At 43.1% G+C, this 25,694-nt stretch carries 23 protein-coding genes; 12 read left to right on the top strand and 11 right to left on the bottom strand.

Features of this window, described 5'->3' with window-relative positions; all coding sequences use genetic code 11:
* Positions 1–18 precede the first annotated feature (18 nt).
* Positions 19–1,299 (top strand): aspartate kinase, encoded by a 1,281-nt coding sequence (locus QTA56_RS00575; protein WP_267979022.1) that lies wholly within the window; start codon positions 19–21, stop codon positions 1,297–1,299.
* A gap of 237 nt (positions 1,300–1,536) precedes the next feature.
* On the top strand, positions 1,537–1,800 hold the full coding sequence (gene csrA / locus QTA56_RS00570) for a carbon storage regulator CsrA (protein ID WP_004799412.1): 264 nt from the start codon (positions 1,537–1,539) through the stop codon (positions 1,798–1,800).
* Positions 1,801–1,880: 80 nt separating this feature from the next.
* Here the strand turns inward: csrA and rnhB are convergent, their stop codons facing one another.
* Both rnhB and QTA56_RS00560 read right to left on the bottom strand, forming a co-directional pair.
* Positions 1,881–2,447, bottom strand: coding sequence for a ribonuclease HII (rnhB, locus tag QTA56_RS00565; protein ID WP_289821545.1), 567 nt, complete (start codon positions 2,445–2,447; stop codon positions 1,881–1,883).
* Positions 2,448–2,487: 40 nt separating this feature from the next.
* Entirely contained in the window at positions 2,488–2,871 is a 384-nt protein-coding gene (locus QTA56_RS00560) for a hypothetical protein (protein WP_267979021.1), read from the bottom strand.
* A gap of 215 nt (positions 2,872–3,086) precedes the next feature.
* Here QTA56_RS00560 and QTA56_RS00555 point away from each other — a divergent pair, with 215 nt between their 5' ends.
* On the top strand, positions 3,087–3,641 hold the full coding sequence (locus tag QTA56_RS00555) for a cytochrome b (protein WP_267979020.1): 555 nt from the start codon (positions 3,087–3,089) through the stop codon (positions 3,639–3,641).
* Between the two features lie 44 nt (positions 3,642–3,685).
* Here QTA56_RS00555 and QTA56_RS00550 read toward each other — a convergent pair whose 3' ends face one another.
* From QTA56_RS00550 to QTA56_RS00535, 4 genes are all read right to left on the bottom strand, one after another.
* Positions 3,686–4,684: an adenosine deaminase gene (locus tag QTA56_RS00550; RefSeq protein WP_267979019.1), complete on the bottom strand. Its 999-nt coding sequence runs from the start codon at positions 4,682–4,684 to the stop codon at positions 3,686–3,688.
* A 64-nt stretch (positions 4,685–4,748) separates the two neighbouring features.
* On the bottom strand, positions 4,749–6,068 hold the full coding sequence (locus QTA56_RS00545) for an NCS2 family permease (RefSeq protein ID WP_004676959.1): 1,320 nt from the start codon (positions 6,066–6,068) through the stop codon (positions 4,749–4,751).
* A gap of 330 nt (positions 6,069–6,398) precedes the next feature.
* Positions 6,399–6,596, bottom strand: a complete 198-nt coding sequence (locus QTA56_RS00540; protein ID WP_267979018.1) for a hypothetical protein — start codon at positions 6,594–6,596, stop codon at positions 6,399–6,401.
* Between the two features lie 336 nt (positions 6,597–6,932).
* A complete protein-coding gene (locus tag QTA56_RS00535; RefSeq protein ID WP_267979017.1) occupies positions 6,933–9,125 on the bottom strand; it encodes a TonB-dependent receptor in 2,193 nt (730 codons plus the stop codon).
* A 253-nt stretch (positions 9,126–9,378) separates the two neighbouring features.
* Here QTA56_RS00535 and QTA56_RS00530 point away from each other — a divergent pair, with 253 nt between their 5' ends.
* Positions 9,379–11,451 (top strand): TonB-dependent receptor plug domain-containing protein, encoded by a 2,073-nt coding sequence (locus tag QTA56_RS00530; RefSeq protein WP_267979016.1) that lies wholly within the window; start codon positions 9,379–9,381, stop codon positions 11,449–11,451.
* 69 nt (positions 11,452–11,520) lie between these two features.
* On the opposite strand, the gene QTA56_RS00525 is transcribed toward QTA56_RS00530, so the two are convergent.
* From QTA56_RS00525 to QTA56_RS00515, 3 genes are read right to left on the bottom strand one after another with little or no spacing between them, the layout of a single operon-like run.
* Positions 11,521–12,990 carry a sulfite reductase subunit alpha gene (locus QTA56_RS00525; RefSeq protein WP_267979015.1) on the bottom strand — a complete coding sequence of 490 codons (1,470 nt, stop codon included), beginning with the start codon at positions 12,988–12,990 and terminating at the stop codon, positions 11,521–11,523.
* Positions 12,991–12,999: 9 nt separating this feature from the next.
* The gene (locus QTA56_RS00520) at positions 13,000–13,590 is read right to left on the bottom strand and encodes a PepSY-associated TM helix domain-containing protein (RefSeq protein ID WP_267979014.1); all 591 of its coding nucleotides are present in this window, start codon (positions 13,588–13,590) and stop codon (positions 13,000–13,002) included.
* Between the two features lie 36 nt (positions 13,591–13,626).
* The gene (locus QTA56_RS00515; RefSeq protein WP_267979013.1) at positions 13,627–15,192 is read right to left on the bottom strand and encodes a DUF2271 domain-containing protein; all 1,566 of its coding nucleotides are present in this window, start codon (positions 15,190–15,192) and stop codon (positions 13,627–13,629) included.
* 321 nt (positions 15,193–15,513) lie between these two features.
* Between QTA56_RS00515 and QTA56_RS00510 the strand changes: the two genes are divergently transcribed.
* The 3 genes from QTA56_RS00510 to QTA56_RS00500 all read left to right on the top strand — a co-directional run bounded on the left by QTA56_RS00510 (position 15,514) and on the right by QTA56_RS00500 (position 18,265).
* Positions 15,514–16,422, top strand: a complete 909-nt coding sequence (locus QTA56_RS00510) for a DUF4198 domain-containing protein (RefSeq protein WP_267979012.1) — start codon at positions 15,514–15,516, stop codon at positions 16,420–16,422.
* Between the two features lie 124 nt (positions 16,423–16,546).
* A complete protein-coding gene (locus QTA56_RS00505; protein WP_267979011.1) occupies positions 16,547–17,545 on the top strand; it encodes an AraC family transcriptional regulator in 999 nt (332 codons plus the stop codon).
* Between the two features lie 96 nt (positions 17,546–17,641).
* Entirely contained in the window at positions 17,642–18,265 is a 624-nt protein-coding gene (locus QTA56_RS00500) for a sterol desaturase family protein (protein ID WP_267979010.1), read from the top strand.
* A 68-nt stretch (positions 18,266–18,333) separates the two neighbouring features.
* Here QTA56_RS00500 and QTA56_RS00495 read toward each other — a convergent pair whose 3' ends face one another.
* Positions 18,334–18,666 (bottom strand): DMT family transporter, encoded by a 333-nt coding sequence (locus QTA56_RS00495; protein WP_267979009.1) that lies wholly within the window; start codon positions 18,664–18,666, stop codon positions 18,334–18,336.
* 109 nt (positions 18,667–18,775) lie between these two features.
* Positions 18,776–20,656: a tRNA uridine-5-carboxymethylaminomethyl(34) synthesis enzyme MnmG gene (gene mnmG, locus QTA56_RS00490; RefSeq protein WP_267979008.1), complete on the bottom strand. Its 1,881-nt coding sequence runs from the start codon at positions 20,654–20,656 to the stop codon at positions 18,776–18,778.
* A 251-nt stretch (positions 20,657–20,907) separates the two neighbouring features.
* Between mnmG and QTA56_RS00485 the strand changes: the two genes are divergently transcribed.
* From QTA56_RS00485 to purH, 5 genes are all read left to right on the top strand, one after another.
* Entirely contained in the window at positions 20,908–21,285 is a 378-nt protein-coding gene (locus QTA56_RS00485) for a hypothetical protein (protein ID WP_267979007.1), read from the top strand.
* A 193-nt stretch (positions 21,286–21,478) separates the two neighbouring features.
* On the top strand, positions 21,479–22,381 hold the full coding sequence (prmA, locus tag QTA56_RS00480) for a 50S ribosomal protein L11 methyltransferase (protein ID WP_267979006.1): 903 nt from the start codon (positions 21,479–21,481) through the stop codon (positions 22,379–22,381).
* Between the two features lie 14 nt (positions 22,382–22,395).
* Complete coding sequence (locus QTA56_RS00475) at positions 22,396–23,262, top strand: DUF3426 domain-containing protein (RefSeq protein ID WP_267979005.1); 867 nt, start codon at positions 22,396–22,398, stop codon at positions 23,260–23,262.
* A 370-nt stretch (positions 23,263–23,632) separates the two neighbouring features.
* A complete protein-coding gene (fis, locus tag QTA56_RS00470; RefSeq protein ID WP_001086304.1) occupies positions 23,633–23,902 on the top strand; it encodes a DNA-binding transcriptional regulator Fis in 270 nt (89 codons plus the stop codon).
* 84 nt (positions 23,903–23,986) lie between these two features.
* Entirely contained in the window at positions 23,987–25,561 is a 1,575-nt protein-coding gene (gene purH, locus QTA56_RS00465) for a bifunctional phosphoribosylaminoimidazolecarboxamide formyltransferase/IMP cyclohydrolase (protein ID WP_267979004.1), read from the top strand.
* Positions 25,562–25,694: the final 133 nt, after the last annotated feature.

Below are 25,694 nucleotides of genomic sequence, written 5' to 3'. Positions count from 1 at the left end.
GGCTTATATGGAACAACTATGGCATTAATCGTTCAAAAATATGGCGGCACCTCTATGGGTACTCCTGAGCGCATTTTAAATGTTGCTCGTCGTGTCAAGCGCTGGCATGATCACGGTCACAAGGTGGTCGTGGTTGTGTCTGCAATGAGTGGTGAAACCAACCGCCTGCTTGCGCTTGCAAAAGCCATTACCAGCACACCTGATCCACGTGAACTTGATCAAATGGTATCAACGGGTGAACAGGTTACGATTTCCATGTTAGCGATGGCGCTGAACTCGATTGGTGTGGAAGCTAAATCCTATACAGGTCGTCAGGTTGGTATCAAGACTGACAGCGCATTTACCAAAGCCCGTATTGAATCCATTGATACTGACGTTATGTCTACTGATCTTGATGCAGGCCGTGTTCTGGTTGTTGCAGGCTTTCAGGGTTTTGATGCTGATGGCAATATCACAACCTTAGGCCGTGGTGGTTCTGATACCTCTGGCGTTGCACTTGCTGCGGCATTAAAGGCAGATGAATGCCAGATCTATACCGATGTGGATGGTGTTTATACCACTGACCCTCGTGTTGCACCCAAAGCTAAAAAAGTAGATCGTATTTCGTTTGAAGAAATGCTGGAAATGGCATCTTTGGGTTCAAAGGTCTTACAAATTCGCTCTGTTGAATTCGCAGGTAAATATCAGGTTCCATTACGCGTATTATCCAGCTTTGATAATGATGACGATGGCGCATTCGATGAAGAATTTAAACAAAACGTAGGCACACTTATTACCACTGAGGCAGAAGACGACATGGAACAACCAATTATCTCAGGTATTGCATTTAACCGTGACGAAGCAAAATTAACAATTTTGGGTGTTCCTGATGTTCCAGGTGTTGCATCTAAAATTTTGTCGCCAATCGGTGCCGCAAACATTGAAGTGGATATGATTATCCAGAATGTGGAAGAAGATGGCACCACTGATTTTACTTTCACAGTGAACCGAGGCGAGCTTGCGAAAGCGAAAAAGATTCTGGAAGAAACGGCCACAGCCATTGGCGCACGTGAAGTTGCAACACGCGACGATATCGTAAAAGTGTCCATTGTGGGTGTAGGTATGCGCTCCCATGCAGGCGTGGCAAGCAAAATGTTTACTGCACTGGCTGAAGAAGGCATCAATATCCTGATGATCTCCACTTCTGAAATCAAGATTTCAGTGATTATTGAAGAAAACTATTTAGAGCTTGCGGTACGTTGTTTACATACTGCTTTTGGTTTAGACCGTGAACATGGCGAAAGTAGTGCACGTGCTTAATTAATAGCTGCTTAAACATATTTACTTTCAAGTAAATAGTAAAAAAATAAGAGCCACTATAGTTTTTACTACAGTGGCTCTGTTATATTAACCCATGAGGTTTTTCAGAGCATCTCAACAGAACTTACGAAAAAAATATTGTTTTTACTTATTTCTGTTTAGATTTTTCTGTATATTAAGGCTGTGCTTTCAAACAATTCCCTGTTGCAAGTTTAAGCGTTTAGCAAGGAGATAAACATGCTGATTCTGACCCGTCGTGTCGGAGAAACATTAATGATTGGGGATCAAGTCAGTGTCACTGTGCTTGGCGTAAAAGGCAATCAGGTGCGTATTGGTGTAAATGCTCCTAAAGAGGTTTCTGTGCATCGTGAGGAAATTTACCAACGTATCCAACATGAACGTGCCATGCATGAGCATTTACAACATCTTGATCAAGATTATCAAGTTTCCTATGAAGAAGATAATAACGATTTTCCTCGACATAATAACTTTAATCGTTAATACGCAGAATTCTTCTCCAATAATTAAAGCGACTAATATGAGTCGCTTTAATTATGTTTGGGATGCGTATTTTATACCTATTATAAACCCAGTGCTTTTTTCACGGGTGCATAACTACGTCGATGCTCATGAATAACGCCATGTGCAGCAATTGCCTCAAAATGAGCCTTGGTTGGATAGCCTTTATGTTTGGCAAACCCAAAATCAGGGTAGATTAAATCCAGAGCCTGCATTTGTCGGTCACGTGTCACTTTCGCTAAAATACTGGCGGCACTGATTTCAGCATGACTGGCATCTCCCCCAACAATAGCCTCACATGCAATGCTAATGCCCTTTGGAATTTGATTACCATCCACAATGACTTTTTCTGGCTGGATGTTCAAGCTTTCGACCGCACGGCGCATGGCAAGAAATGTTGCCTGTAAGATATTCAACTCATCAATTTCAGCATGTGTTGCCTCAGCAATTGACCAGGCCAACGCTTTTTCCTGAATCTCGATAAAGAGTTTTTCACGCTTCTTTTCAGTCAGTTTCTTGGAGTCATTCAAGCCCACAATCGGATTGTCTGGATCTAAAATGACCGCGGCGGCCACAACAGAACCAACCAGTGGCCCTCTTCCAGCTTCATCTACACCTGCTATTTTCATCTTCATCTCACAAAAGGCCGATCTCTCAGCCTGGTCTTTGTTATTGCACTTGTTTCAAGGTTTCAGCAACACATGCATTCACAGTTTGTGAAACCACCTGATTGACAATTGTTGCGCGTGCGGATGGGTCAATGGCAGCGGTTGCAAGTTCAACAGCAGTTACACTGTTCGGTGCCTTGTCACTGACACAGCCACAGACATTGGTTTGGATGTTGTCACGCTGGTCAGCCGTCATATAACGTGTCGCTGTTTTCCATGCAGGCAATGTATTGATCTCATTCAGGCATTTCGCATTTACAGCGATTTTAAGCGCAGCCATACCTAACTGCTGTGAAGTTGTGGTTGCTGGACTCGTTCCATTCGGGGCAACACATCCAGATAGCGCTAAAACAAGGGGAGCAGCAATCAATAATAACTTTTTCACGATTCTTACCTGTATCTCAATTTTGTCAGGCGTATTGTGCCTAAATGGCTTATTTTATGAAATAACCCACAGTCATCTTTACATAATATAACAATTACAAATTGAGGCTTTATCGGGACTGTTGCACACATAAAACGCTCCGTTACAGCGATGCTGTATCAGTCAGAAAAAGCCCTATTTAAAATCAGTTCATTTCTAACAGCCAGGATGTTGCAATGTCAACCTCAGCACAGTATTACACCCGCACAGCACAAGTGTTGCATTGGCTCATGGCCGCTATTTTCATTATTGCCTGGCTGATTGGTTTCTATAGCGGTAATTTTCTCAGTTATGATGTGGATGGTAGTTTCAAAGGCAATGTGATTACCCTGCACAAGAATATTGCCACCACAATCATTTTTCTGGTAGTAATTCGTATTTTCTGGCGTTACACCCACCCTGCACCCAAACTGCCAGATAGCATGTCACCCATGATGAAAACACTGGCACACATTGGACATTTTCTACTTTATTTAATGTTGCTGGCCTTGCCCATCACAGGCTGTTTATTTAGCTGGAGTGCTGGCCACCCTGCACCTGTGCTGTACTTATTTGAAATTCCACGTCTGGTACAGGACAATCCCGAACTGCTTGCCATCGTCAAACCCTTGCATATTTACCTGTCATGGTTTGCTGGTTTATTGATTGCTGGACATATTCTGGCAGCCATTAAACATCATGTGATTGATAAGGATAATGTCTTGCTCAGCATGTTGAGACAACCTAAATAAAATAACAGCTATAAAAAAACCGCTTCACGCGGTTTTTTTTAAACTTAAAGCTTTTTAATCTCTGCAATCCACTTCTGCTTTTCCTGATCAGGAATAAATGATGCCTCAAAAGAGTTGATCGCAAGTTGCTTTAATTCATCATTGCTCAAGTCTAAAGCTTGCTGAATCGCAATAAAATTGTCATTCATATAACCCCCAAAATAAGATGGATCATCTGAATTGACCGTGACATGCACACCTTGCTGCAACAAACGGCGAATATTATGCTCTTTCATGTCATTCACAACACACAGCTTTAAGTTGCTGAGTGGGCAAACTGTCAAAGGCATTTTCTCTGCGATCAGGCGGGCCATGAGTTGCTTATCCTCCTCTGAGCGCACGCCATGATCAATACGGTTCACTTTCAATAAATCCAGCGCTTCCCAGATATATTCGGGTGGCCCCTCTTCACCTGCATGTGCCACGATCAGGAATCCCGCTTCACGGGCTTTGGCAAAGACACGTTCAAACTTCGCAGGTGGATGTCCAACTTCACTTGAGTCCAGACCAACCGCAATAATCTCATCCTTAAATGGCAATGCCTGCTCAAGAGTTTCAAACGCCTTTTCTTCACTTAAATGACGCAGGAAACACATGATCAGTTGAGAACTAATCCCCAGCTTTTGCTGTGCATCCTGACAGGCACGTTTTAAGCCCGCAATCACCGTTGCAAATTCCACCCCACGCTCAGTATGCGTTTGAGGGTCGAAGAACATCTCTGTATGCACTACACGATCTTCTGCACATTTCTCAAAATATGCCCAGGCAAGATCATAAAAATCCTGCTCATATACCAGCACATTGGCGCCTGCGTAGTAGATATCCAAAAAAGACTGAAGATTATGGAAGTTATAGGCCTGCTTCACTTCTTCAACAGATTGATATGGAATCTGAATCTGGTTGCGTTGTGCGATGGCAAACATCAACTCTGGTTCAAATGTCCCTTCAATATGCACATGCAATTCAGCTTTTGGTAAAGCCTGTATCAGTTCAATTGCATTCATCATTTTTCTCCAAAGAAAAAAGGATGTCGCCAGCCATAACGACATCCTTTTATTGATTGATATGTTAACCGCCAAAGGCAATAAACTTAAATACCCAAAGTGCTGCAATAATCCAAACCATATAGGGAACGGTCTTTGCCTTGCCCGTGAATAATTTAACCAGCGCATAGCTGATAAAGCCCATCGCGATACCATCTGCGATTGAGTAGGTAAATGGCATAAACACGATGGTTAAAAAGGCAGGAACCGCTTCGGTAATATCTTCCCAGTCAATATGGGTAATGCCCTGAATCATCAACACGCCAATGAACAGCAATGCGGGTGCCGTCGCAAAGCCAGGTACTGACTGCGCCAAGGGTGCCAGAAATAAACAGCCAATGAACAACAAGGCAACCACAACTGCGGTTAAACCTGTACGCCCACCTGCCGCAACCCCAGAAGCAGATTCAATATAAGGTGTGGTGGATGATGTACCCAAGGCCGCACCCGCAACAATTGCGGTTGAGTCTGCGAACAAGGCCTTTTTCAAACGCGGTAATTTTCCATCCTGCAACAAGCCTGCACGATGTGACACCCCCACCAGTGTTCCTGTACTGTCAAACAGGTCAACAATAAAGAAGACAAAAATCACGCCCACCATACTTGCGGTGAACAGGCCCTCAAAATCCATTTGCATAAATGTCGGTGCGATGGATGGAACCTGTCCAACAACACCCTTGAACTCGTTTAGGCCCAAGGCTGTCGCAATTCCAGTAATCACCAGAATACTGATGATGATGGCACCACGCACCTTAAACTGATGCAAAACCACAATCATCAGGAAGCCAAATAGCGCAAGCAATACCGTTGGCTGCTTGATGTCACCCAGGCCAACCAAGGTCGCAGGGTTATCCACAATAATTCCTGCATTTTTAAGCGCAATCAAGGCAAGGAATAAACCGATACCGCCCCCGATGGCAAACTTCAGTGACATGGGAATAGCATTGACAATCGCTTCACGGATTTTAAAGAAGCTAATCGCTAAAAACACAATTCCCGAAACAAAGACCGCCGCAAGTGCGGTTTGCCACGGCACTCCCATTCCCAGACAGACAGAATAGGTAAAATAGGCATTCAGGCCCATCCCAGGTGCAAGTGCTATTGGATAATTCGCAACCAGCCCCATCACCAAACAGCCGATTGCGGCAGCCAGACAGGTCGCAACAAACACAGCACCATGATCCATACCCGTTTCAGACAGGATAAGCGGGTTTACAATAATGATGTAACACATGGTCAAAAATGTGGTTACACCTGCTAGAACTTCGGTTCTAAAGCTGGTTTTATTTTCGCTTAGTTTAAATAAGCGTTCCAACAAACCAGCCGAAGCATGAGGCGTTGTCATAACATGGCACCTGTAAAATCCAAGATCGTAGAATTGAAATCTATACGCTTGTGTTGAAACATTTTTTCAATGGACACAAAACGGCATATCATGCGACAAAGCAATCTATATGCCAGTTTCATACGTGTTACACAAACAATCCATATAAAATTCGATTCCGCTATCAGAACGTAAAAAGCCGCATAACAAGATGCAGCTTTTTATTTAATGGTAAATATTTTAGCAGATTCCATACAAAACTGGCGCATGGCCAGATAAAAAAGCACATGGATTCCTGAGTTCAAAAAATATCAGGCACCTCACCTGCCGCATCATCATAGAACTCCATCCTTAGTTATGGTGTTTTGAGGAGGAGATATGGGTGGAATTTACATAATTGGTATGATGCTGGATTGTATTCAAGCTATGTTCAGCATCATTCACAATTTTAGTAATTTCCTGGCGTTTCTTGTTTTGGGAATCCATATAGGCAGCATACCCTAAAACAAGGACTGAACAGACCATAACCAGTGCAAGCAATATCTTCATTATTATTATCTCTATTGTATGGTTTTCTTTAATACTAACAAAAAGGAACAAAAATGAGAACTGTTTAACATTTAATAATCACAAACTAAAAACAAGTCACAATTATATGATCATTTAAATATTAATTTTGTACATTTTTCACCCACTTAGATACTAGAATATTCCATTTTTTAAATCAATGACTTTTTATATTATTCAATAAGATAGATATCAAATATTTTAAAAAATTTACCAAAAGGTTTATTTTAAACACTTTATCAGCGCTTTAATTGATAAAAAAAGCATCTTTGCACAGACAAAGATGCTGAACTTTCATTGGCAAAACCTACCGTTTTTTTAGAATTGATAGTTTAATCGAACCAAGAAACTACGTGGTGTCCCAGGCATGGACTCAGAACGCCAATATTCCTTATTGCCCAGGTTGTTTACAGCAACTGTCGCGCCCCAACGCTCATCCTTATAACCGATCGCAGCATCTACACGGTTAAAGCCATCCACCTGCGTCAGGTTGTTCAGATTGGTATAGTAGGCACCGACATAGGTCACACCCACTTCACCATAGAGCTTTTCAATCGGTAAATAACGAATGAATAAGTTGCCTGTATTTTTTGAGTTGTAGGCTAATTCATGACCCACATTGGCAGGTGTCTTCACATCTTTTCTTACCGTTGCATCGGTATAGCCATAACCACCACGAATAAACAGATTATCTAGCACACGTCCAATAAAGCTGACTTCCACCCCTTTAGACTGATGCTGACCAGCGACAGCCCATTCATTGGTCTTTTCTAGATTTGGCAGATAGCGAATATTGTTTTTACGAATGTCATATACTGAAAGCTGCGTATTTAGACGGTCATCCAACCAGTCACTTTTTACACCCACTTCATACTGCTCATTATATTGTGGCTCTGCATCAAAAGTTTCTATTTTCGTATTCGCAGAAACCACACTGACACCAACACGACCACCAAATGGAGCAAAGCTCTTACTATAAGAGACATAGAAGCTATGCTGATCTGTAGGTTGCCATACTAAACCAATATTTGGGCTAAAGCTTTCATCATCAATATGTTGTTGGTAATCATCATCCCCCGCCTTTTTAAGGCGATTTGTTGTCTGGGTATTGTAATAGTCATATCGCCCACCTAGCATCATTTTAATATAATCATTAAAACTGATTAAATCCTGAAAAAATACACCATAACTTTCACCCTGATTATAATTATGGGTATTTATACTCAAGTCACCCGTTCCACGAGAACTTGTACGCTGCCCTGTAAGTGGATTTACATAACCATAAATTGCTGAACCATTCTGATTTTTATTGGCAAGCAAGGGTTCCCGCTGCTCATAGGTCCAGTCCGCCCCAACAACGACATTATGCTTTAAACGGCCTGTATCAAACTCACCCTTAATATCAAAGGTATTGCTGGTGGTTTTATTGCTGGTTTCTTGCCAGTAATACACCTGCGAAATTTCACCAACATGGCCGTTACAGCTACCCGCATTTGAAATTTTGGTGTCATCTGTTAAGCAAAGGCCACCCAAGTAAAAATGGTCAAAATTCTGCTCAGCCTGACGGTGGCTCACCGCCCAATGGAAATTCCAGTTGGGTAAAAATTGATAGTTGAGGTCAGAACGAACCACCTGTAGTACATCATTGACAAAGTCACCGTCCTGGGCAAATCCAGTTTTAATTGAGGTACCCTTTGGAAGTGCAGTAAATGACGGGCCACGGTCGGGAACACGATGCAGCTTGTCGTAGGTATATTGCATGGTCCAGCTTAGGCCATCATCATTCTTATAGGTAAAACTTGGCGAAAGCATTTCAATTTCATTTTCAATACTTGAACGGAAACTATCCGACTGACCATATTCACCTGTTAAACGTACAGCAAGGTTGTCATTTAACACCTGATTAAAATCAACGGTTGTTCCATAATTATTATAAGAACCACCATACACACCTACTGAGCTTTTTGAATCAAAGTTGGCAAACTTGCTCACCATATTGATCACGCCACCACCCGCGCTACGTCCATACAGCACAGAAGCTGGCCCTTTTAATATCTCAATGCGTTCAACATTGGCCGTGCTACGGCGCACCTGCCCACTTTCACGAATACCATCGCGATAGACATCACCTGTATCGGCATTAAAACCACGCAGGCTAATTCCATCCCCACGCATGTCATAGTTGGTGGATACACCTGGTGTACCCTGCAACATTACACTTAAATCATTTGAACCATAGATTTTATATTTTTGAACATCAATCGTGTCAATGGTCTGTGGAATGTCCTTTTTCTTTAAACCATTCCGCGTGACACTGGCCTGATCATAGTCAATATAGCTTTTAACTGGATCAAGCTCACTCATGGCTTCAATTTTGATGGTTGGCATAACAGCGGTTTGACTATTATTTTCGTCATTCGCAACAGCATACTGGGCCTGAAGCAGCATCATGCTGAGCAAGCTAAACTTAAATATAGGTGTGTGGCTTGCACCAAGGTTTAAAGGTTTCATGGAATTTCCAAAAATAACTCAGACAAAAATTTAACAAAGCTTAAAAACAACAAATCAATACAAATTTTAATAAAAATCATTCTCATTTGCATCTTTTTTTACATATTTATTCTGATTTTCTGATCAAATGAATGAAAATAATTTAAATGTAAAAATTCAGGTCTTTCCCTGCTTAATATTCGATTTTTCTACACAATTTTACATTAGTCTATATTCAAAATAATTTGATCATCAATGTTTTGGGGTAATTTCAATGAAGCATCCATTCCGCTATGGAAAGCTGACCGTACTCAGCTCGGCTTTACTCAGCCTAAGTTCTTCAGTTTTAGCAAATGATGTTGAATCCACCACAGCGCCAGCCTCATCTCCTGCTGAACAGACAGCACAGGTGCTCCCAACACTGTCATTCAAGGCATCAGCGGAACCACAAAAACCAAAAGATGATGATATTAGTGCAGTGCCTAAAACCATCATTACCCGTGATGAAATGCTCCAGTATGGCGACCAGACGGTTATGGATGCCTTGCGTCGCGCCGCTGGTTTCCAGTTACCAGGTGGCCCAGGCCCACGTGGTGGAAATGGTGCTTCTGGCATGCGTTTCCGTGGTGGTGGCGCACCAACATTCCTGATCAATGGTGAACCTGTGCAAGGTGGCCCACGTGGCGGCATGTCGATTGTTGACACCATTACCCCAGACATGATCGAACGGATTGAGGTGGTCAAGCAGCCAAGTGTCGCTCAGGCATCTGTCGCATCTTCCGCAGTCATCAATATTATTTTAAAGGAACCGCTGGATACCCGTTTAAATGGTTCAGTAAAGCTCGGCTATGGTTTACGTGATAGTGGCAAGCAGGAAGCCGAACGCAAACAGGTCAGCGTTCAGGCCGATGGTCGTGACAATCAGTGGGTCTACAGCTTGTCTGCCAACCAGATGTGGAATGACACCACCTCCATTACCAAGACGGAAACAGCTACAGGCACACGTGAACAGCTACGCACCACCAACCGTACCAGCCAAATGTTCTCCCCTCGTCTGCAATATGAGTTGGATGACCAGCAAAAACTCATTGCTGAACTGTTTTATCGGAATAATAAAAGCACAGGGGTACGTGGCGACCAGATTCAGGATGATAAAAATGACAGTATTCGTCTGAATACACGTTATGAACGTAAGGATAAAGACCTCAGTGACAAGGTTCGCTTAACAGTTGAACATCAGACTGAAACGCAATTGACCCGCTCCCCACTCAACAGCATTTATACTGATGAAACCGTGGATGAATATGGTTTGGCCTATGATGGTGTGCGTAAGTTTGGTCAAACCCGTCAGATTAAGTTTGGGATCAGTGCAAATAACAGTCAGTTGGACAGCAATGTCAGCCAAAGTCTGGATGAACAACGCTATGCCCTCTACAGTGAGGGAAGCTGGCGCTTTACTGACCGCCAGACTATCACCTTGGGTGCGCGTCAGGAATGGTTGGACCGTTCGGGTCTGGTGGATTATCAGGACCATCATTTAAGCCCTGTGCTTGCCTACCGTTTTGACCTCACCAACCAATGGTCGATTCAGACCAATTTAAGTCAGGCGTTCCGCAGTCCAAACACTGATCGACTGATTCCAAACGTAACGGTTTCCACGGACAGCGATGCGGGTTCACTCAATAATCCTGACCGTGGGGGTAATCCAAACCTAAAACCTGAAAAGATCAAGGCATTTGAGTCAACCCTGGCATTTGATTCTGCCAGTGGTGGCGTGAACTTAACCGCCTATCACCGTGAAATCAAGGACTACATTGAACGGGTGATTGCGCTTGAGGGTAGCCGTTATGTTGAACGCCCACAAAACCAGAATGAAGCCACCACCTATGGTGTGGAATTCTCTGGCCGCTATGCCTTGAAACAGACTGAAGCTGGACATGCCTTTATGCTCAATGGACAAGTCTCAACCGTACGTGCAACCATTGAAGATGCCCAGCACAATGACCGTCTGGTCAGTGATGTTGCACCTTATACCGCGAGTTCAGGCATTTCATACAGCTACAAGCCTTGGCAGCTCTCCACCAGCATCAATGTCAATTACACACCTGAATTTACCCGTGCCCTGGATGGCCAGCCTTATAACCGTACCACCAATCAACGTTTCAATGTTGACATTGCAGCGACCAAACGCTTTCCCAAAAACTGGTCAGCCAGCCTAAACCTGAACAACATTTTAAATACTGACTATAAAGAGCGTTTAACCAACCAGTCTGATGGCAGCCTTTATCAGGCCCGTAATAACGAAGCTATTCCGAGTTTCCAGTTTACGCTTGAAAAGAAATTCTAATCAGCCCCCCTTATACAAAAAACCAGTAAGTGAACCACTTACTGGTTTTTTCTTAATCATTTTTTCTATTTAATAAACATCCCGTTGATAACGCTGCTCATGCCTCAACTGTTCAACCAGCTCATCACCTAGAATTTCTTTTAGGACTTGATCCACGCCACCAGCCATACCATTCAAGCTACCACAAACATAAACTGCCGCACTTTGTTCGATCCATTGTTTTAAACGTGTAGACTGCTGTTTTAGAATATACTGAACATAGATTTTTTCAGCTTGATCACGTGAGAATGCATAGTCAACATGCTGTAAAAAGCCGTGCTGTTGCCAATACTGAATTTCCGCATGATATAAATGGTCAAACTGCTGCTGTCTTTCCCCAAAAATCAGCCAGTTTTGCCCATAGCCCCACTGTTCCCGTTGCTTTAAATGCGCAACCAGACCTGCAATCCCCGTCCCATTGCCAATTAAAATTAAAGGCTGTGGACAATGTTGTAGATGGAAACTTGGGTTATTACGTATATAAGCCTGAATAGGCTGGTTCTGCTGCAAACCTGCCGTCAACCAGCCAGAACCCAGTCCAAGACCTGTTTCCGTCTGTTGTTGTCTCACCACCAGCTCAATCAAGCCATTTTCAGGCAAGCTGGCAATTGAATACTCACGCTTAGGTAATCGATCAAAATGTTCCAGCCATGCGGCAAATGAATAGTGCTCACGATTTGGCAATATTCTTAAATTCAGCGTTTTTAATGCATCTATATCATTAAAATCATCCTGCTGATGCGTAACCAGAAACTGTCGAATCTCAGTAATGTTATTTTCACACTGAATTTCCAGAATATCACCTGATGACCAAACCAGTTCCTGCTCAGCAACCAACTGAATCTTATAAATTGGTTCGCCAGCACTGCCCACATTTAAACACTGACGATGGGCAAACTTGAGTTCAACATTTTCCCGCTCATTTTCCAGTGCTGTCAGCTTGGTTGCGGTCAACTGTTCTAACCCTGTTAGCCATTGTTCCAGATCACGGCTATTGAGCTGATCCACCAGCACTGTGGTAAATAAAGGCTGGGCTTGTTGCTGTAACAACCACTGTTCAATGGTGTGTCCAAACTGGCAGAAGTTTGTATAGCGCTTATCACCCAATGCCAAGATCGCGAAAGACAAATGTGATAAAGCTACAGACTGTGACAATATTTTATGCACAAAATGCTGGGCATCATCAGGTGCATCACCCTCACCATAAGTACTGACCACCCACAAAATCCGTTGATATTGGGTCAAGTCAGTGGCTGTCAGTTTTTGAATGTTCTTGAGCGTGACGTGCTGATGAATAAGCTGTAATTGCTCAGTGGTATGTTTTGCCCACGATTCAGCATGACCTGACTGGCTGGCATAAACCACTAAATAAGCATGATCGTTTTGAACCCGTGACTTGTTGCCATTACGTTGCTGCCATAGCAGCCACATGATGATAAAAATATGCAGACTCAATAATATTGCGAGTATCACAATAATTGTCATGACAGCTTGAGTCATTGTTTCACCTTAGATGGCAGACCAAATGAGCAGAATGATTGCGAATAAACTGCATGCGGTTAACAGCAAATGTGTGACCAAACGCGTTTTGATGGTCAAGAAAAGGATATAACCTGCCAACGACAACAGAATAATGATGATGGCACTGACATCAATCAGCCAACTCCAGGCTGTACCCACATTTTTGCCACGGTGCAGGTCATTGAGCAGGGATACTGTGGTTGCAGGTTTTTGGGTGATCTCAACCTCACCTGTATCAAGCAACGCCCACACATCGGTTGAGCCTGCTGGACTTTCCAGACGAATCATTACCTCGCCATCCAGTACCTCACTACTCTTATAGCGACCAACCAGCGAATGTTTTTCACGTACATAGTCAAGGATAGTTTGACTTGGGTTTTCCTGCTGTTGAACTGTCTCAACAAAACTTTCAGGCAAGCCAAGCTTGACTGTCTGTTCCTGATTGGAGGCACTAAACCACTCAGGATGATTCAGTAACAACCCTGTGGCGGCAAAAAAAAGCAGGACAATAAAGGCAAAGGCAGAAAGCCAGCCATGCACATAGCGTGCATGGCGGTAAAAATCACGGCGTTGATACAAGAGACAAGCCTCTCATGGATTCAGGAAGAAATTAAATTAAGCACCACGTTGGAAGTTCAATTTAACAATACCAATTTCTGCCTGTGCAGGAAGCGTTTGGGTGGCGGCTTTTGGTGCAACATCCAATTCAATGGTTTGATAAGAGTGATCACCATGCTCACGTGAGGTTTCGATATGAATCAGGTATTTACCTGCATTCACAGCCTTGCCCTCTTCATCCTTGCCATCCCAGGCCAATTTATATTGACCAGGTTGACGTGATGGCTTCGCCACTGCATCCAGGTTTGGCATTTGACGGCCATAACGGCGCCACCAAACATAGTTGGAGTTGATCCATTTTTCATCCTTACCCCAAACCGCAATGGTACGGACCAGTTTCTTATTGGCATCTGTCACCCATACCGATACATACGGCGCACGATAGTTGTCTACCGCAATTTTTGGAATATTGACTTCGATCTGTGCCTGGTAGCCTTTTGGCCATGCGGTTGCCGCTCCACCTGCCGCAACATGGCGCATGATGGCTGGCTGATTGGCATCTAACAGTGTTGACCAGCCCGAACTTTGATACTGTGTTCCATCAGTGCTGACCAGTTGCGCCTCATATCCCACCAGTTGTTCAATCAACTGAATCCCCTCATGCGCAGGCATTGCAGTTAAAGCGGTTGCCAAGGCATCGGCATCGGCAGCGCATTGCCCCACAACTACACACTGTTCCACCGTTTGCACAGGCTGACCTGTATGTGGGTTAAGTAAACGAGATTGTCCCGCAAGGTCACGATAACCCTGACCACTGAACGCCACAGCCTGATCCTTAACATTGAGGACCTGTGCTGGTGCCGCATTATCAAAACGTTCATTTGGATTCTGGATACCAATTTTCCAGCCTGCCTGTTGTGGAGACTGCCCCCAAACACGCATATCACCACCAATATCAATCAGGACACCCTGCAAATGCGGAACAGCCTGCTGTGCCGCAACCAAGGCACGGTCAATCACATAGCCTTTTGCATAGGCATCTGGAGCAACCTTAATGGCTGGAGACAGCGTAATTTGTTTGGTCTGTGGATTTAACTCAATACTTTGTGTTTTTAGCTGTTGTAGTAGTGCTTCCTGAGTCTGGTCATCCAGCTTTTGCACCTGATTGCTGTTTTCCCACAGGCTGATCAGCTGCCCTAAACGCGCGTCAAAGCCACCACAGGTTGCACTGCGCCATTGCTCACAGGCTGCAATCACATCATACAGCTCTGATGAAGCCGAAATTTTTTGTTCACGGTTCAGTTGGCTAATTTCACTGTCATCACGCCAAACCGATAAAATCTGGTCAAGTCGGGCAATTTCGGTCTGGATTGCCTCTAAGGCCTTTTCTGCATCTTTCTGGTTTGCTGTGGTCACCACAACATCTAAAGAGGTTCCTAAAACATGGTCCTGATGAAAACGGTAGCTTGGTAACTGAACAGGTGCTTCCAGCTTATTTATAGTTGAGGTTGTTTCATTTGCTTGAACTGCCGTGATTGGCGAGATAAATACAGCCAAGGCTGCCATCAACGGTGATAAACGGAAGATTATCTGAACTGGGCGAAAAAGTTGAGTTGATGACATACGCAGGGTTCCATTCTCTAGGATTTGCCTAAATCAACGTACTGGAAAGATTTATGGCAAATGACTAACTTTATCTGAATTCCTGTTCAGGTTCACTATTTAAGGCCATGCAAAGAAATAATGGTGATTTTTAAGTAAAATCAATAATTTCTTCATAGTTTTAAATAATAATAAACAGGCGAAATATTTTTAAGTCAGAATGCCTGAGCAGGCGGCACAATGACTAAAAATTTATCGAAATAATATTGCAACTGATACTCGTTATCAAGTAAATTGTAGCAATTCTTTTGCATTTTGTTTAATTATTTAGGAAATCTTTATATGCGCCATTTGCTTAGCCTCGCCTTGCTTTCTGCCCTGCCGACCCTTGGCTTTGCCCATACCGCCAGCCCTTTTGTATTACCAGAAGTATTTGACAGCAAATCCGACAATGTAAGTTTCCAAAGCGGCATTACCGTAGAAAAATTTTTCGTTGCAAGCCGTAACTTTAAAACGACCTATCAAATCACAGCCCCTGATGGCAAGACTGAAACAGTCAACCCAGCAGCAGAGTTAAAAAAATTCAACATTGGTGAGTTTAATCTGGCGAATGAAGGAACTTATCGTATTCGTACTCAGGATGCGGCTGGTATGCCAAGCAAATATGCCTTGATTGATGGTCGCTGGTTACGTGTCCGTGCACCTCGTCCTGCAAATGCAAATCCAATGCCGCCACAAGCTGCCAACGCAGAGAAACGGGACAATCCAGAACAAAAGGCACCTCAGCAGGCGCCAGCAAATCAGCCACCACGCTTCATTGCTGAAGACCAGATTCCAGCCAATGCGAAAACGGCACAGACTATCAATACCTATATTGCTGAAAGTTTTGTGACCAAAGGCAAGCCAAGCCCTGTTCCAGCAGTGACCAATAAAGGTTTTGAGTTTAAGTTCCTGACCCATCCAAATGAGCTTTATTCTGGCGAATCATTAAAAGCCCAGGTTCTGCTCGATGGCAAACCAGTTCCAAACCTGGAAGTTGATGTATTTAAAGGTGCAAGCAGCTACCAGCCAAATGCAAAACGTGACCAGCCTCATGTAAAAACCAATGCAAAAGGTGAAGTTGAGGTTAAATTCAATGAAGCAGGTATCTATTTAATCACAACAGCTTATCCAGAAGCTGGCAATGACAATACCAAGCCACCTGTTGCTCAAAGCTACACCTATAGCGTTACCGTTGAAGTGACTGAGTAAGCCATTCAGGCACTTACATTTACATTTTTGTAAGTGCCTTTGATTCCTTTACTCCAATTACAATCAGTTCCTATCATAAAAATAACATAGTATATTGTTTTAAAATCCATATTTATCCCGTTTTATGAGCTCAGAAAACACCAGTGATGCAGGCGTCTTTTTATGGATGGTTTACCAGACCATGCAAAAAATGAATCTTGATGCTGCCGCAATCTTTGCCAGTGTGCACTTACCCGACCAGCCACCAGACAAATTTGTTCGCCGTGATAATTCAACCCAGCAACGTTTTTGGCGAGCTGCTGAAGAAATCAGTCAGGATCAGGATATTGGCCTGCATGTCGGTGCAAATGTCCCCCCATTTCGTGGTCAGGTGATTGAATATCTATTTCTCAGTAGCCCAACCTTTGGTGAGGGCCTGCAAAGGACAATGCGCTATCAGGCCCTACTCACCAACGCCATGTCTTTTAAACTGAAACTTGATGGGAACACTGTTTCAATTTCTGGACTAAATCATCCTGTTCGGCATTATCTGGAATGTGCAATTGGCATCTTGCTGAATTTTTTTAAATATATCAGTGAAAACAATTTTGCTCCCACAGAAATCTGGCTGCCGTATCAGCATGGTGCAGAGCTGGAAGAATATAAAAAGATATGGGGATGTGATGTCAGGCTTGGACAAACAGATGGTTGTATTTGTTTTCATTCAGCGCTGCTGTCTTACTCATCTCCTGCCCATGAGCCTGAATTGCTCAAAATCCATGAATCGCTTGCCGAAACACAACTTGAGCTGCTTAATAAACACCAGCTCATCCATGATATTGAAAAGATTCTGGCCAGCGGAATACTTGAGTCAGGTGAGTTCGACCAGAATATTGTGGCTAAACGTTTAAACCGCAGCGCACGCAGTTTAAGGGCTGATTTACAACTACTGAACACAACCTATGAAAAAGTGATTGCACATTATCGGGAACGCCTTGCCCGACGATTACTTTCACATACACAGGAATCGATTGACCAGATTGTCTATTTAACAGGCTTTTCAGAACCCTCCGCATTTTCCAGGGCATTCAAACGCTGGACTGGAGAAACACCAAGCGCCTATCGACAAAGAAAACACGCTTGACTTGATTTTATAGGCAAGAAAAAACCTGCAATTCAGTCAAACAATTTCAGCCTATTGTTTTTAGACTCTGATTCATGTTTTAAGAGGTAATCTAGCATGATCGGTTTTCCAGCAGGTATTTTTGTTGCAAATGGCATGGAGTGGTATTTTCACAAGGTTTGGCTACATGAATTTCCAAGCAAGAATAGAAACAGCCCATTCTTTACCCATATCGCCCATCATAAACGTGCCCGTTTAAATGGCTTTCATGATGAGGGTTATGCTGAATCCATGTTTAAAAACGCTGAAATTTATAATGAGAAAACGGCTTTGATTGGCTTAACGGCAGCAGCCACCATTTTTCTTCCAGTTGCGCCTTTCTTTACTGCGGGTTTGTATTACGGCATCTGGAACTACTGGAAAGTTCATGCAAAGTCACACATGGATCCCGAATACGCAAAGAAACGTATCCCCTGGCATTATGACCATCACATGACCAGCAACCAGAATGCTAATTGGTGTGTAACGAAACCCTGGTTTGACTACATTATGGGAACACGGGTAATGACCGATGTATCCGTGACAGAAACCAATCCTTTGGCAATAAAAATACCAAAATGGTTAGAAAAAAGAGTCAATAAGGCTGCACGCCGTTTATTACCCAAAGCCTATGCGAAGATTGATGCAAACACCCAGCTTGATCAGTTGAATCTACGTCAGGGAATTGAGGTAGCGTTATAAATTAAGATGTATTCACTCATATCATATCTTCTAAAACTAGGCTGGCACTTGGACTCGGTTTTAGAAGATTAGTGGGAACTTGTTTTCGACAACAAATTCAGGACAAGAACACCACTCATAATCAATGCAATGCCAACAATTCCCCAGACATCCAGTTTCTGACCAAATACAATCCACGCTATTGTCGTCACCAGAACAATACCTACCCCTGACCAAATGGCATAGGCAATCCCAACAGGAATAGTTTTCAGTGTAAGTGACAAACAATAAAATGCAATGATATAGCCCAGCACCACAATGACAGAGGCAATCGGTTTGGTAAAACCCTCACTACTTTTTAAAGCTGAGGTTGCAATGACTTCCGCTATAATTGCAACAAATAAAAATATCCAGTTTTTCATCTAAATATACCTAAGCCGCATACTAAAGATTTAAATAAGCCAATAAAAAAACACCCTTTTCATTAAAGGGTGTTTTCAATATTGATCTTATATCGCTTATAGTCAGAAATTATGCTGACTTTTTCGCCATATTGTTTTTACGGATTGTAATCATCACCAACTGAACCGCAGCAGGTGTTACGCCAGGAATACGGCTGGCCTGTGCCAATGTCTCTGGACGTACAGTTTTCAACTTCTGTGTGATTTCACGGGACAGACCTGAAACACCATTATATTCAAAATCAGCAGGAATCCTGGTTTCCTCAAGACGCTTCATTTGTGCAACATCATCATGCTGACGGTTAATATAACCCTCATACTTCACTGCAATCTCAATTTGCTCGCCGACTTGCTCAGACACTTCCGAACCCGTCAGTTCAGCGATTTGACTGAAATTGATATTTGGACGTTTCAGCAAATCAATCGCACTACATTCCTTGCTCAGGTCAGCACCCGTCATTTCAACAAACTTTTTGCCCATTGGATTATTTGGTGCAGCCCATAAATGCTGTAAACGAGAAGTTTCACGCTCAACCGCTTCCATTTTCTCGCTATAGGTAGCCCAACGCTCATCATCAACCAAGCCAAGTTCACGACCAATTGGGGTTAAACGCTGATCGGCATTATCCTCACGCAACATCAAACGATATTCAGCACGAGAGGTAAACATACGGTACGGTTCTTTGGTTCCCAACGTAATCAGGTCATCCACCAATACACCCATATAGGCTTGGTCACGTTTCGGTGTCCACTCTTCCTGTTCCCAAGCACGGCGGGCAGCGTTCAGACCAGCAAGCAAACCTTGCGCACCCGCTTCTTCATATCCTGTTGTACCATTAATCTGACCCGCAAAATACAGGTTTTGAATGGCTTTGGTTTCAAGCGTGAACTTTAATGCCTGTGGATTGAAGTAGTCATATTCAATCGCATAGCCAGGACGCAAAATGTGCGCATTTTCCATACCACGAATTGAACGAACCAAGTTGAACTGAACATCAAACGGCAATGAAGTCGAAATACCATTTGGATAAAGCTCATGGGTATCCAGACCTTCAGGCTCCAGAAACACCTGATGCGAATCTTTATCAGCAAAACGATGAATCTTATCTTCAATTGATGGGCAATAACGTGGGCCAACACCCTCAATCACACCTGTATACATCGGTGAACGATCCAGACCACCACGAATAATGTCATGGGTTTTTTCACTGGTATGCGTGATATAGCAATTCACCTGTTCAGGGTGCATCGACACATCCCCCATAAATGACATCACTGGCGATGGGAAATCACCTGGTTGAGGCGTCATTACTGAGAAATCAACGCTACGAGCATCAATACGGGGCGGTGTCCCTGTTTTTAGGCGACCCACTGGAAGTTTAAGTTCACGTAGGCGATGTGCCAAGGCAATCGATGGAGGATCGCCCGCACGGCCACCACTTGAATTTTGTAGACCAATATGGATTACGCCACCAAGGAATGTTCCTGTTGTAAGCACCACCGTTTTGGTGTCAAAACGGATGCCCATCTGTGTCACGACACCTTTTACGGTATCTCCCTCAACAATCAGGTCATCCGCCGCTTGCTGGAAAATATCAAGGTTTGCCTGATTTTCCAGCGTATGACGAATTGCAGCCTTATAACGGACACGGTCAGCCTGTGCACGTGTTGCACGTACAGCCGCCCCCTTGCGCGAATTCAGAATACGGAACTGAATACCACCTTTATCCGCCGCAAGCGCCATTGCACCACCAAGCGCATCAATCTCACGAACAAGATGTGATTTACCAATACCACCAATCGCTGGGTTACAGCTCATTTGCCCCAAAGTTTCAATATTATGCGTCAACAATAAGGTTTGTCGTCCCATACGCGCCGCAGCCAGTGCCGCTTCCGTACCAGCGTGACCGCCACCAATCACGATAACGTCGTAAACTTTAGGATAGTGCATAGTGGTAAATGTGTATTCAAAAAATGACAGAGTATTATACAGGACTTTTCTATTAAGTTGACAAAAACTGTCGATATTCTTGCCGCTCGCAAGAATTTGATATCGCTGTTAAATACACAAAAAGAAACGTTATGTTGCATTTTCATCGCACTTTTAACACATCGCCCCATAATTATTAACTTGATCACCACTGTTTTATTTGATGAATTTCTTATTCTAAAACATGCATAACAAATACTTAGGACAATGATATGAACACGAAGCTTATACTTTCATCACTGATTTGTGGTCTGTGTTTTACCGTTGCAGCCCAGGCAAATGCCAAAACCACTCAAGACCCACAAACACAGAAGTATCAACAGGTATGTAAAGGTAAAAAACAGGGCGATGCCGTTTCATTTGCCTATAAGGGTGTTGTTTTCAACGGTGTTTGTGAAAATGATGATGCTGGCAAACTAGCTTTCCAGCCACCTGCTCCACCAGCGGGTACAACACCTGAAACCCAGAGCCGCATGTCGCAAACCCAGTCTGAGCCACGTCCTGTCAGTGCCCCTATGCCTGTAGATGTTCCTCCAATGCAACCAGCGCCGCCTGTTTCAGACTCAGATGTTGAACAGACTGCCCCTTAATTTAAAGCACTAGACTAAAGGATACCCATTTCAGGTATCCTTTAATTAGCTAAAAATATAAAATACACAATAAAATAGATAGAATTGGCCACAACATATTTCATCTTAAAATTGTAATCTGTTTATTTTATAATCCCTTTAACGGGTTTGAATCCATTACAATAACTGCAAATACATTAATTTAGGTTTTCCTGTGAACTGGCTACAAATTCATATTACTGTTGATCAACATCAAGTTGAACTTACCGAAACCCTGTTACTCTCTTTGGGAGCGGTCAGCGTAACGCTGGATGATGCAGAAGATCAGGCATTGCTTGAGCCTTTACCAGGAGAAACCCCTCTCTGGAATAAAGTTATTGTAACGGGTATTTATCAACAGGAAGAAGATGATCCAATTGATGTTGATACCCTGGAGGCTTTTCTCAGGGCCCAACTTCCAGATGTGCCAATGCGCCATGAATATCTGGAAAATCAGGTCTGGGAACGTGCCTGGATGGATTACTATGAACCAATTCAGATTAGTGAGAAATATTGGATTGTGCCTGAATGGCTGGCACCACCTGAAGCGGATGCCACTAACATTAAGCTGGACCCAGGTTTAGCGTTTGGTACAGGCAACCACGCCAGTACCTTTTTATGCTTACAATGGTTGGGCAAAACCGATGTAAAAGATAAAGTTGTAATCGACTATGGCTGTGGTTCAGGCATTTTAGGGGTTGCTGCATTGTTACTGGGTGCAAAAAAGGTTTATGCAACCGATATTGACCCTCAGGCTGTTTTGGCAACCAAACAAAACGCTGAACTGAATGGTGTACTTGATCGACTTTATGTAGGTTTACCAGAAGAGTTTGATCAGGAATTCAAACCACAACAGGCAGACGTCCTGGTTGCGAATATTCTGGCTGCACCGCTCATGGCACTCGCGCCTGAATTCGCAACTTTGCTTAAAAATGAGGGTGAGTTCGCACTTGCTGGTGTAATCGAAGAGCAAGTTGCTGATGTTTCTAGTGTTTACTCTGAGTTTTTTGATATATTAGAGATCGAAAAGCGTGAAGAGAACTGGTGCCGCATTTCTGGAAAACGAAGAACAACTTGAGATCTCGATCAATTATGAGTGAAAAACAAACCCGCTGCCCTAAATGTTCGACCGTGTACAAAGTGACCCTTTCACAACTCAGTGTTGCACAGGGTATGGTTTGTTGTCCAAAATGCGTGATTAACTTTAACGCACTGACTAATTTACTGGAATCCGAGACAAGCGAAGTTGTGCCAACACCCAGTAGCCGCTCACTATTTTCGTCGATTCAGCCAGACAGTTCATTTGCAGAAAAGCAAATGCAGATTTTGAGTATTTTTGACCAGAAAATTGAAAACTCCAATATTGATCTGCTCACCTATCTCAACAACCTAAATTATTTCAATACAGAGCCAGTGACCGCCTTGCCTAACTTGAATTTGTCTGAAGATGTTTTACTTAATAATAATGATGATCACAGCACCAAACAGCATGGGTGGCTTTATTACACGCTCTGGGGGATTGGCAATATCGCACTGATTCTGGTGTTTGCGTTCCAGATTTTATGGTTCAACCCAAAATTGATGCACGATAGCCCTGCCTTAAACAAAATGTTTAACTATGCCTGCGGCATGCTGACCTGCAAAACCCAGAATGACCAATATAAATATCTCAGTTTTGAAAAGGTTAAACTTAAACAAACCAGCAAGAATGAAACCCAGTTTTCAGGGGTGCTGATCAACCGCCACGAAAACAGCATATTGATCCCCTCAATCAAGGTGGTTCTGAAAGATCAGGGAGAAGTGACGACAGACATCACACTCAAGCCACAGGATTATCTGGTTGACAGTTTAAAAACCATTCAACGCATTCCATCAAATAGTCCTTTTAGATTTGAATTTAGCATTCCAAAAAGTAAAAATAGCTTCGATGACTATAGTTTAGAAATTGTACAGCCCTAAAAGCATAAAAAAATGACAAAAAAATAAAAAAAAGTGCAGTTAATTTGCTCACTTTTTCGCTGACAGTGGTATGATACGCGCCACGAATGCTTTGACCTACATACTCCTCGTTATTTACAGACAATAAAATCGTTAAACGAACTGTGCTTTTATCTCCTAAGCGCACTGTTGGTTTTTTTGTTTTTAAAAGTGGGTTGTAACAAATATTTAACCATTGTTACGCTTATTTTTTACACAATTCGAGGATTTGTGGCAAGCTAATAGTTCTTTTGTTTTAGAGTTGCTGAGATCTAAAATAGGATTCAGTAATTTAGACCACATTTATATATTACTTTACCCAAGTGATATTTGATTTTTCGGATTAACACGCATGAATAGCAAATCTCCTATTTTTACGGCTCAATCTGATGTCGCTCTCCGCATCCATGTAGATCGCGCAGTTCGTCATTATTTTGCACAGTTGCAAGGTGAGCAACCATCTCAAGTGTATGACATGGTTTTAGCAGAAATGGAGAAACCTCTTTTATCTGTGGTCTTGGAATATACCCGTGGCAACCAGACGCGTGCCGCTGAAATTTTAGGCCTTAACCGTGGAACTTTGCGTAAAAAGTTAAAAGCTCACGGTTTAATGAGTGAATAATTGATAAAATGCTCACGTTCTCGTGGGCATTTTTTTATGCTTAATTGTTTTAATCTGTAGACTTCAAAACTGTTGACCAAAATCATGACTATCAAACGTGCTTTAATCTCTGTTTCCGACAAAACTGGAATCGTTGAATTTGCTCAAAACCTTGCAGCGCTAGGGGTGGAAATTCTATCTACGGGCGGTACATACAAGTTGCTTAAAGACAACAACATTGCCGTTGTGGAAGTTTCTGAACACACAGGCTTTCCTGAAATGATGGATGGACGTGTTAAGACACTGCATCCAAAAATTCATGGCGGCATTCTGGCTCGTCGTGGTCTGGACGAAGCGGTGATGCAGGAACACAACATTGATCCGATTGACCTGGTTGTGGTCAACCTTTATCCATTTGCTGCGACTGTGGCTAAACCAGATTGTTCACTTGCTGATGCGATTGAAAACATCGACATTGGTGGTCCAACCATGGTTCGTGCAGCGGCAAAAAACCATGCTTCAGTCGGTATCATCGTCAATGCTGCTGACTACGATGCAGTTGTTGCTGAGTTAAAAGCAAATGGTGGACTTTCCTACGAAACTCGTTTCGACTTGGCGGTAAAAGCATTTGAACATACCGCACAATATGATGGCATGATTGCTTCTTATTTGGGTGCGCGTGTAGGTAAGGCTGAGGGCGAAGCAGATTTGTTCCCCCGCACTTTCAATACGCAACTGAATAAAGCGCAAGATTTACGTTATGGTGAAAATCCTCATCAAAACGCGGCTTTCTATGTCGAAGCAAATGCCAAAGAAGCATCTGTTTCAACAGCAAAGCAATTACAGGGTAAAGAGCTTTCTTATAATAATATTGCAGATACGGATGCAGCGCTTGAATGTGTGAAATCATTTGCCAAGCCAGCGTGTGTCATTGTTAAACATGCGAATCCTTGTGGTGTTGCGGTTTCATTGGACGGCATTAAAGCAGCTTATGACCTTGCTTATGCAACTGATCCTGAATCTGCTTTTGGTGGCATCATTGCATTCAACCGTGAGCTTGATGTTGCAACGGCTCAGGCAATTGTAGATCGCCAATTCGTTGAAGTGATTATTGCACCAAGCATTGCTGACGGTGTACTTGAAGTTACTGGTGCGAAAAAGAATGTTCGTGTCATGGTGTGTGGTGAACTTCCAGCCATTGATGCACGTGCAGCACAGCTTGACTATAAGCGCGTGAACGGTGGTTTGCTGGTTCAAGATCAAGATTTAGGTATGATCACCAAGGATGACCTTAAAGTTGTGACCAAACGTGCGCCAACCGAACAGGAAATTGATGACCTCATCTTTGCCTGGAAAGTAGCGAAATACGTGAAATCGAATGCGATTGTGTATGCGAAAAACCGTCAAACCATTGGTGTGGGTGCAGGTCAGATGAGCCGTGTCAACTCAGCACGTATTGCAGCCATTAAAGCGGAACATGCGGGTTTGGTGGTTGAGGGTGCGGTGATGGCCTCTGATGCATTCTTCCCATTCCGTGATGGTATTGATAATGCGGCTAAAGCTGGCATTAAATGTATCATCCAGCCAGGTGGTTCAATGCGTGACGAAGAAACCATCGCCGCTGCCGATGAAGCAGGTATTGCAATGGTCTTTACGGGTATGCGTCACTTCCGTCACTAAATGCTACTTTAAAATTTCCATCTTATTTACCTCCCTCTAAATCTCCCTCCTAAAAGGAGGGAGACTACACCAATATCAATAATATAGATTCCCTCTCCTCTTAGGAGAGGGTTAGGGAGAGGTTAAGAGGGAC

It is taken from the genome of Acinetobacter thutiue, from assembly GCF_030385805.1.
Lineage (GTDB): Bacteria > Pseudomonadota > Gammaproteobacteria > Pseudomonadales > Moraxellaceae > Acinetobacter > Acinetobacter corruptisaponis.
This window is presented reverse-complemented; position numbering and strand designations above follow the sequence as displayed.

What these genes read in the sequence shown, in the direction of transcription:
- QTA56_RS00575 (WP_267979022.1), top strand. Translation starts at nt 19, where the DNA reads ATGGCATTAATCGTTCAAAAATATGGCGGCACCTCTATGGGTACTCCT.
- csrA (WP_004799412.1), top strand. Translation starts at nt 1,537, where the DNA reads ATGCTGATTCTGACCCGTCGTGTCGGAGAAACATTAATGATTGGGGAT.
- rnhB (WP_289821545.1), bottom strand. Translation starts at nt 2,447, where the DNA reads ATGAAAATAGCAGGTGTAGATGAAGCTGGAAGAGGGCCACTGGTTGGT.
- QTA56_RS00555 (WP_267979020.1), top strand. Translation starts at nt 3,087, where the DNA reads ATGTCAACCTCAGCACAGTATTACACCCGCACAGCACAAGTGTTGCAT.
- QTA56_RS00550 (WP_267979019.1), bottom strand. Translation starts at nt 4,684, where the DNA reads ATGAATGCAATTGAACTGATACAGGCTTTACCAAAAGCTGAATTGCAT.
- QTA56_RS00545 (WP_004676959.1), bottom strand. Translation starts at nt 6,068, where the DNA reads ATGACAACGCCTCATGCTTCGGCTGGTTTGTTGGAACGCTTATTTAAA.
- QTA56_RS00540 (WP_267979018.1), bottom strand. Translation starts at nt 6,596, where the DNA reads ATGAAGATATTGCTTGCACTGGTTATGGTCTGTTCAGTCCTTGTTTTA.
- QTA56_RS00535 (WP_267979017.1), bottom strand. Translation starts at nt 9,125, where the DNA reads ATGAAACCTTTAAACCTTGGTGCAAGCCACACACCTATATTTAAGTTT.
- QTA56_RS00530 (WP_267979016.1), top strand. Translation starts at nt 9,379, where the DNA reads ATGAAGCATCCATTCCGCTATGGAAAGCTGACCGTACTCAGCTCGGCT.
- QTA56_RS00525 (WP_267979015.1), bottom strand. Translation starts at nt 12,990, where the DNA reads ATGACTCAAGCTGTCATGACAATTATTGTGATACTCGCAATATTATTG.
- QTA56_RS00515 (WP_267979013.1), bottom strand. Translation starts at nt 15,192, where the DNA reads ATGTCATCAACTCAACTTTTTCGCCCAGTTCAGATAATCTTCCGTTTA.
- QTA56_RS00510 (WP_267979012.1), top strand. Translation starts at nt 15,514, where the DNA reads ATGCGCCATTTGCTTAGCCTCGCCTTGCTTTCTGCCCTGCCGACCCTT.
- QTA56_RS00505 (WP_267979011.1), top strand. Translation starts at nt 16,547, where the DNA reads ATGAGCTCAGAAAACACCAGTGATGCAGGCGTCTTTTTATGGATGGTT.
- QTA56_RS00500 (WP_267979010.1), top strand. Translation starts at nt 17,642, where the DNA reads ATGATCGGTTTTCCAGCAGGTATTTTTGTTGCAAATGGCATGGAGTGG.
- QTA56_RS00495 (WP_267979009.1), bottom strand. Translation starts at nt 18,666, where the DNA reads ATGAAAAACTGGATATTTTTATTTGTTGCAATTATAGCGGAAGTCATT.
- mnmG (WP_267979008.1), bottom strand. Translation starts at nt 20,656, where the DNA reads ATGCACTATCCTAAAGTTTACGACGTTATCGTGATTGGTGGCGGTCAC.
- QTA56_RS00485 (WP_267979007.1), top strand. Translation starts at nt 20,908, where the DNA reads ATGAACACGAAGCTTATACTTTCATCACTGATTTGTGGTCTGTGTTTT.
- QTA56_RS00475 (WP_267979005.1), top strand. Translation starts at nt 22,396, where the DNA reads ATGAGTGAAAAACAAACCCGCTGCCCTAAATGTTCGACCGTGTACAAA.
- fis (WP_001086304.1), top strand. Translation starts at nt 23,633, where the DNA reads ATGAATAGCAAATCTCCTATTTTTACGGCTCAATCTGATGTCGCTCTC.
- purH (WP_267979004.1), top strand. Translation starts at nt 23,987, where the DNA reads ATGACTATCAAACGTGCTTTAATCTCTGTTTCCGACAAAACTGGAATC.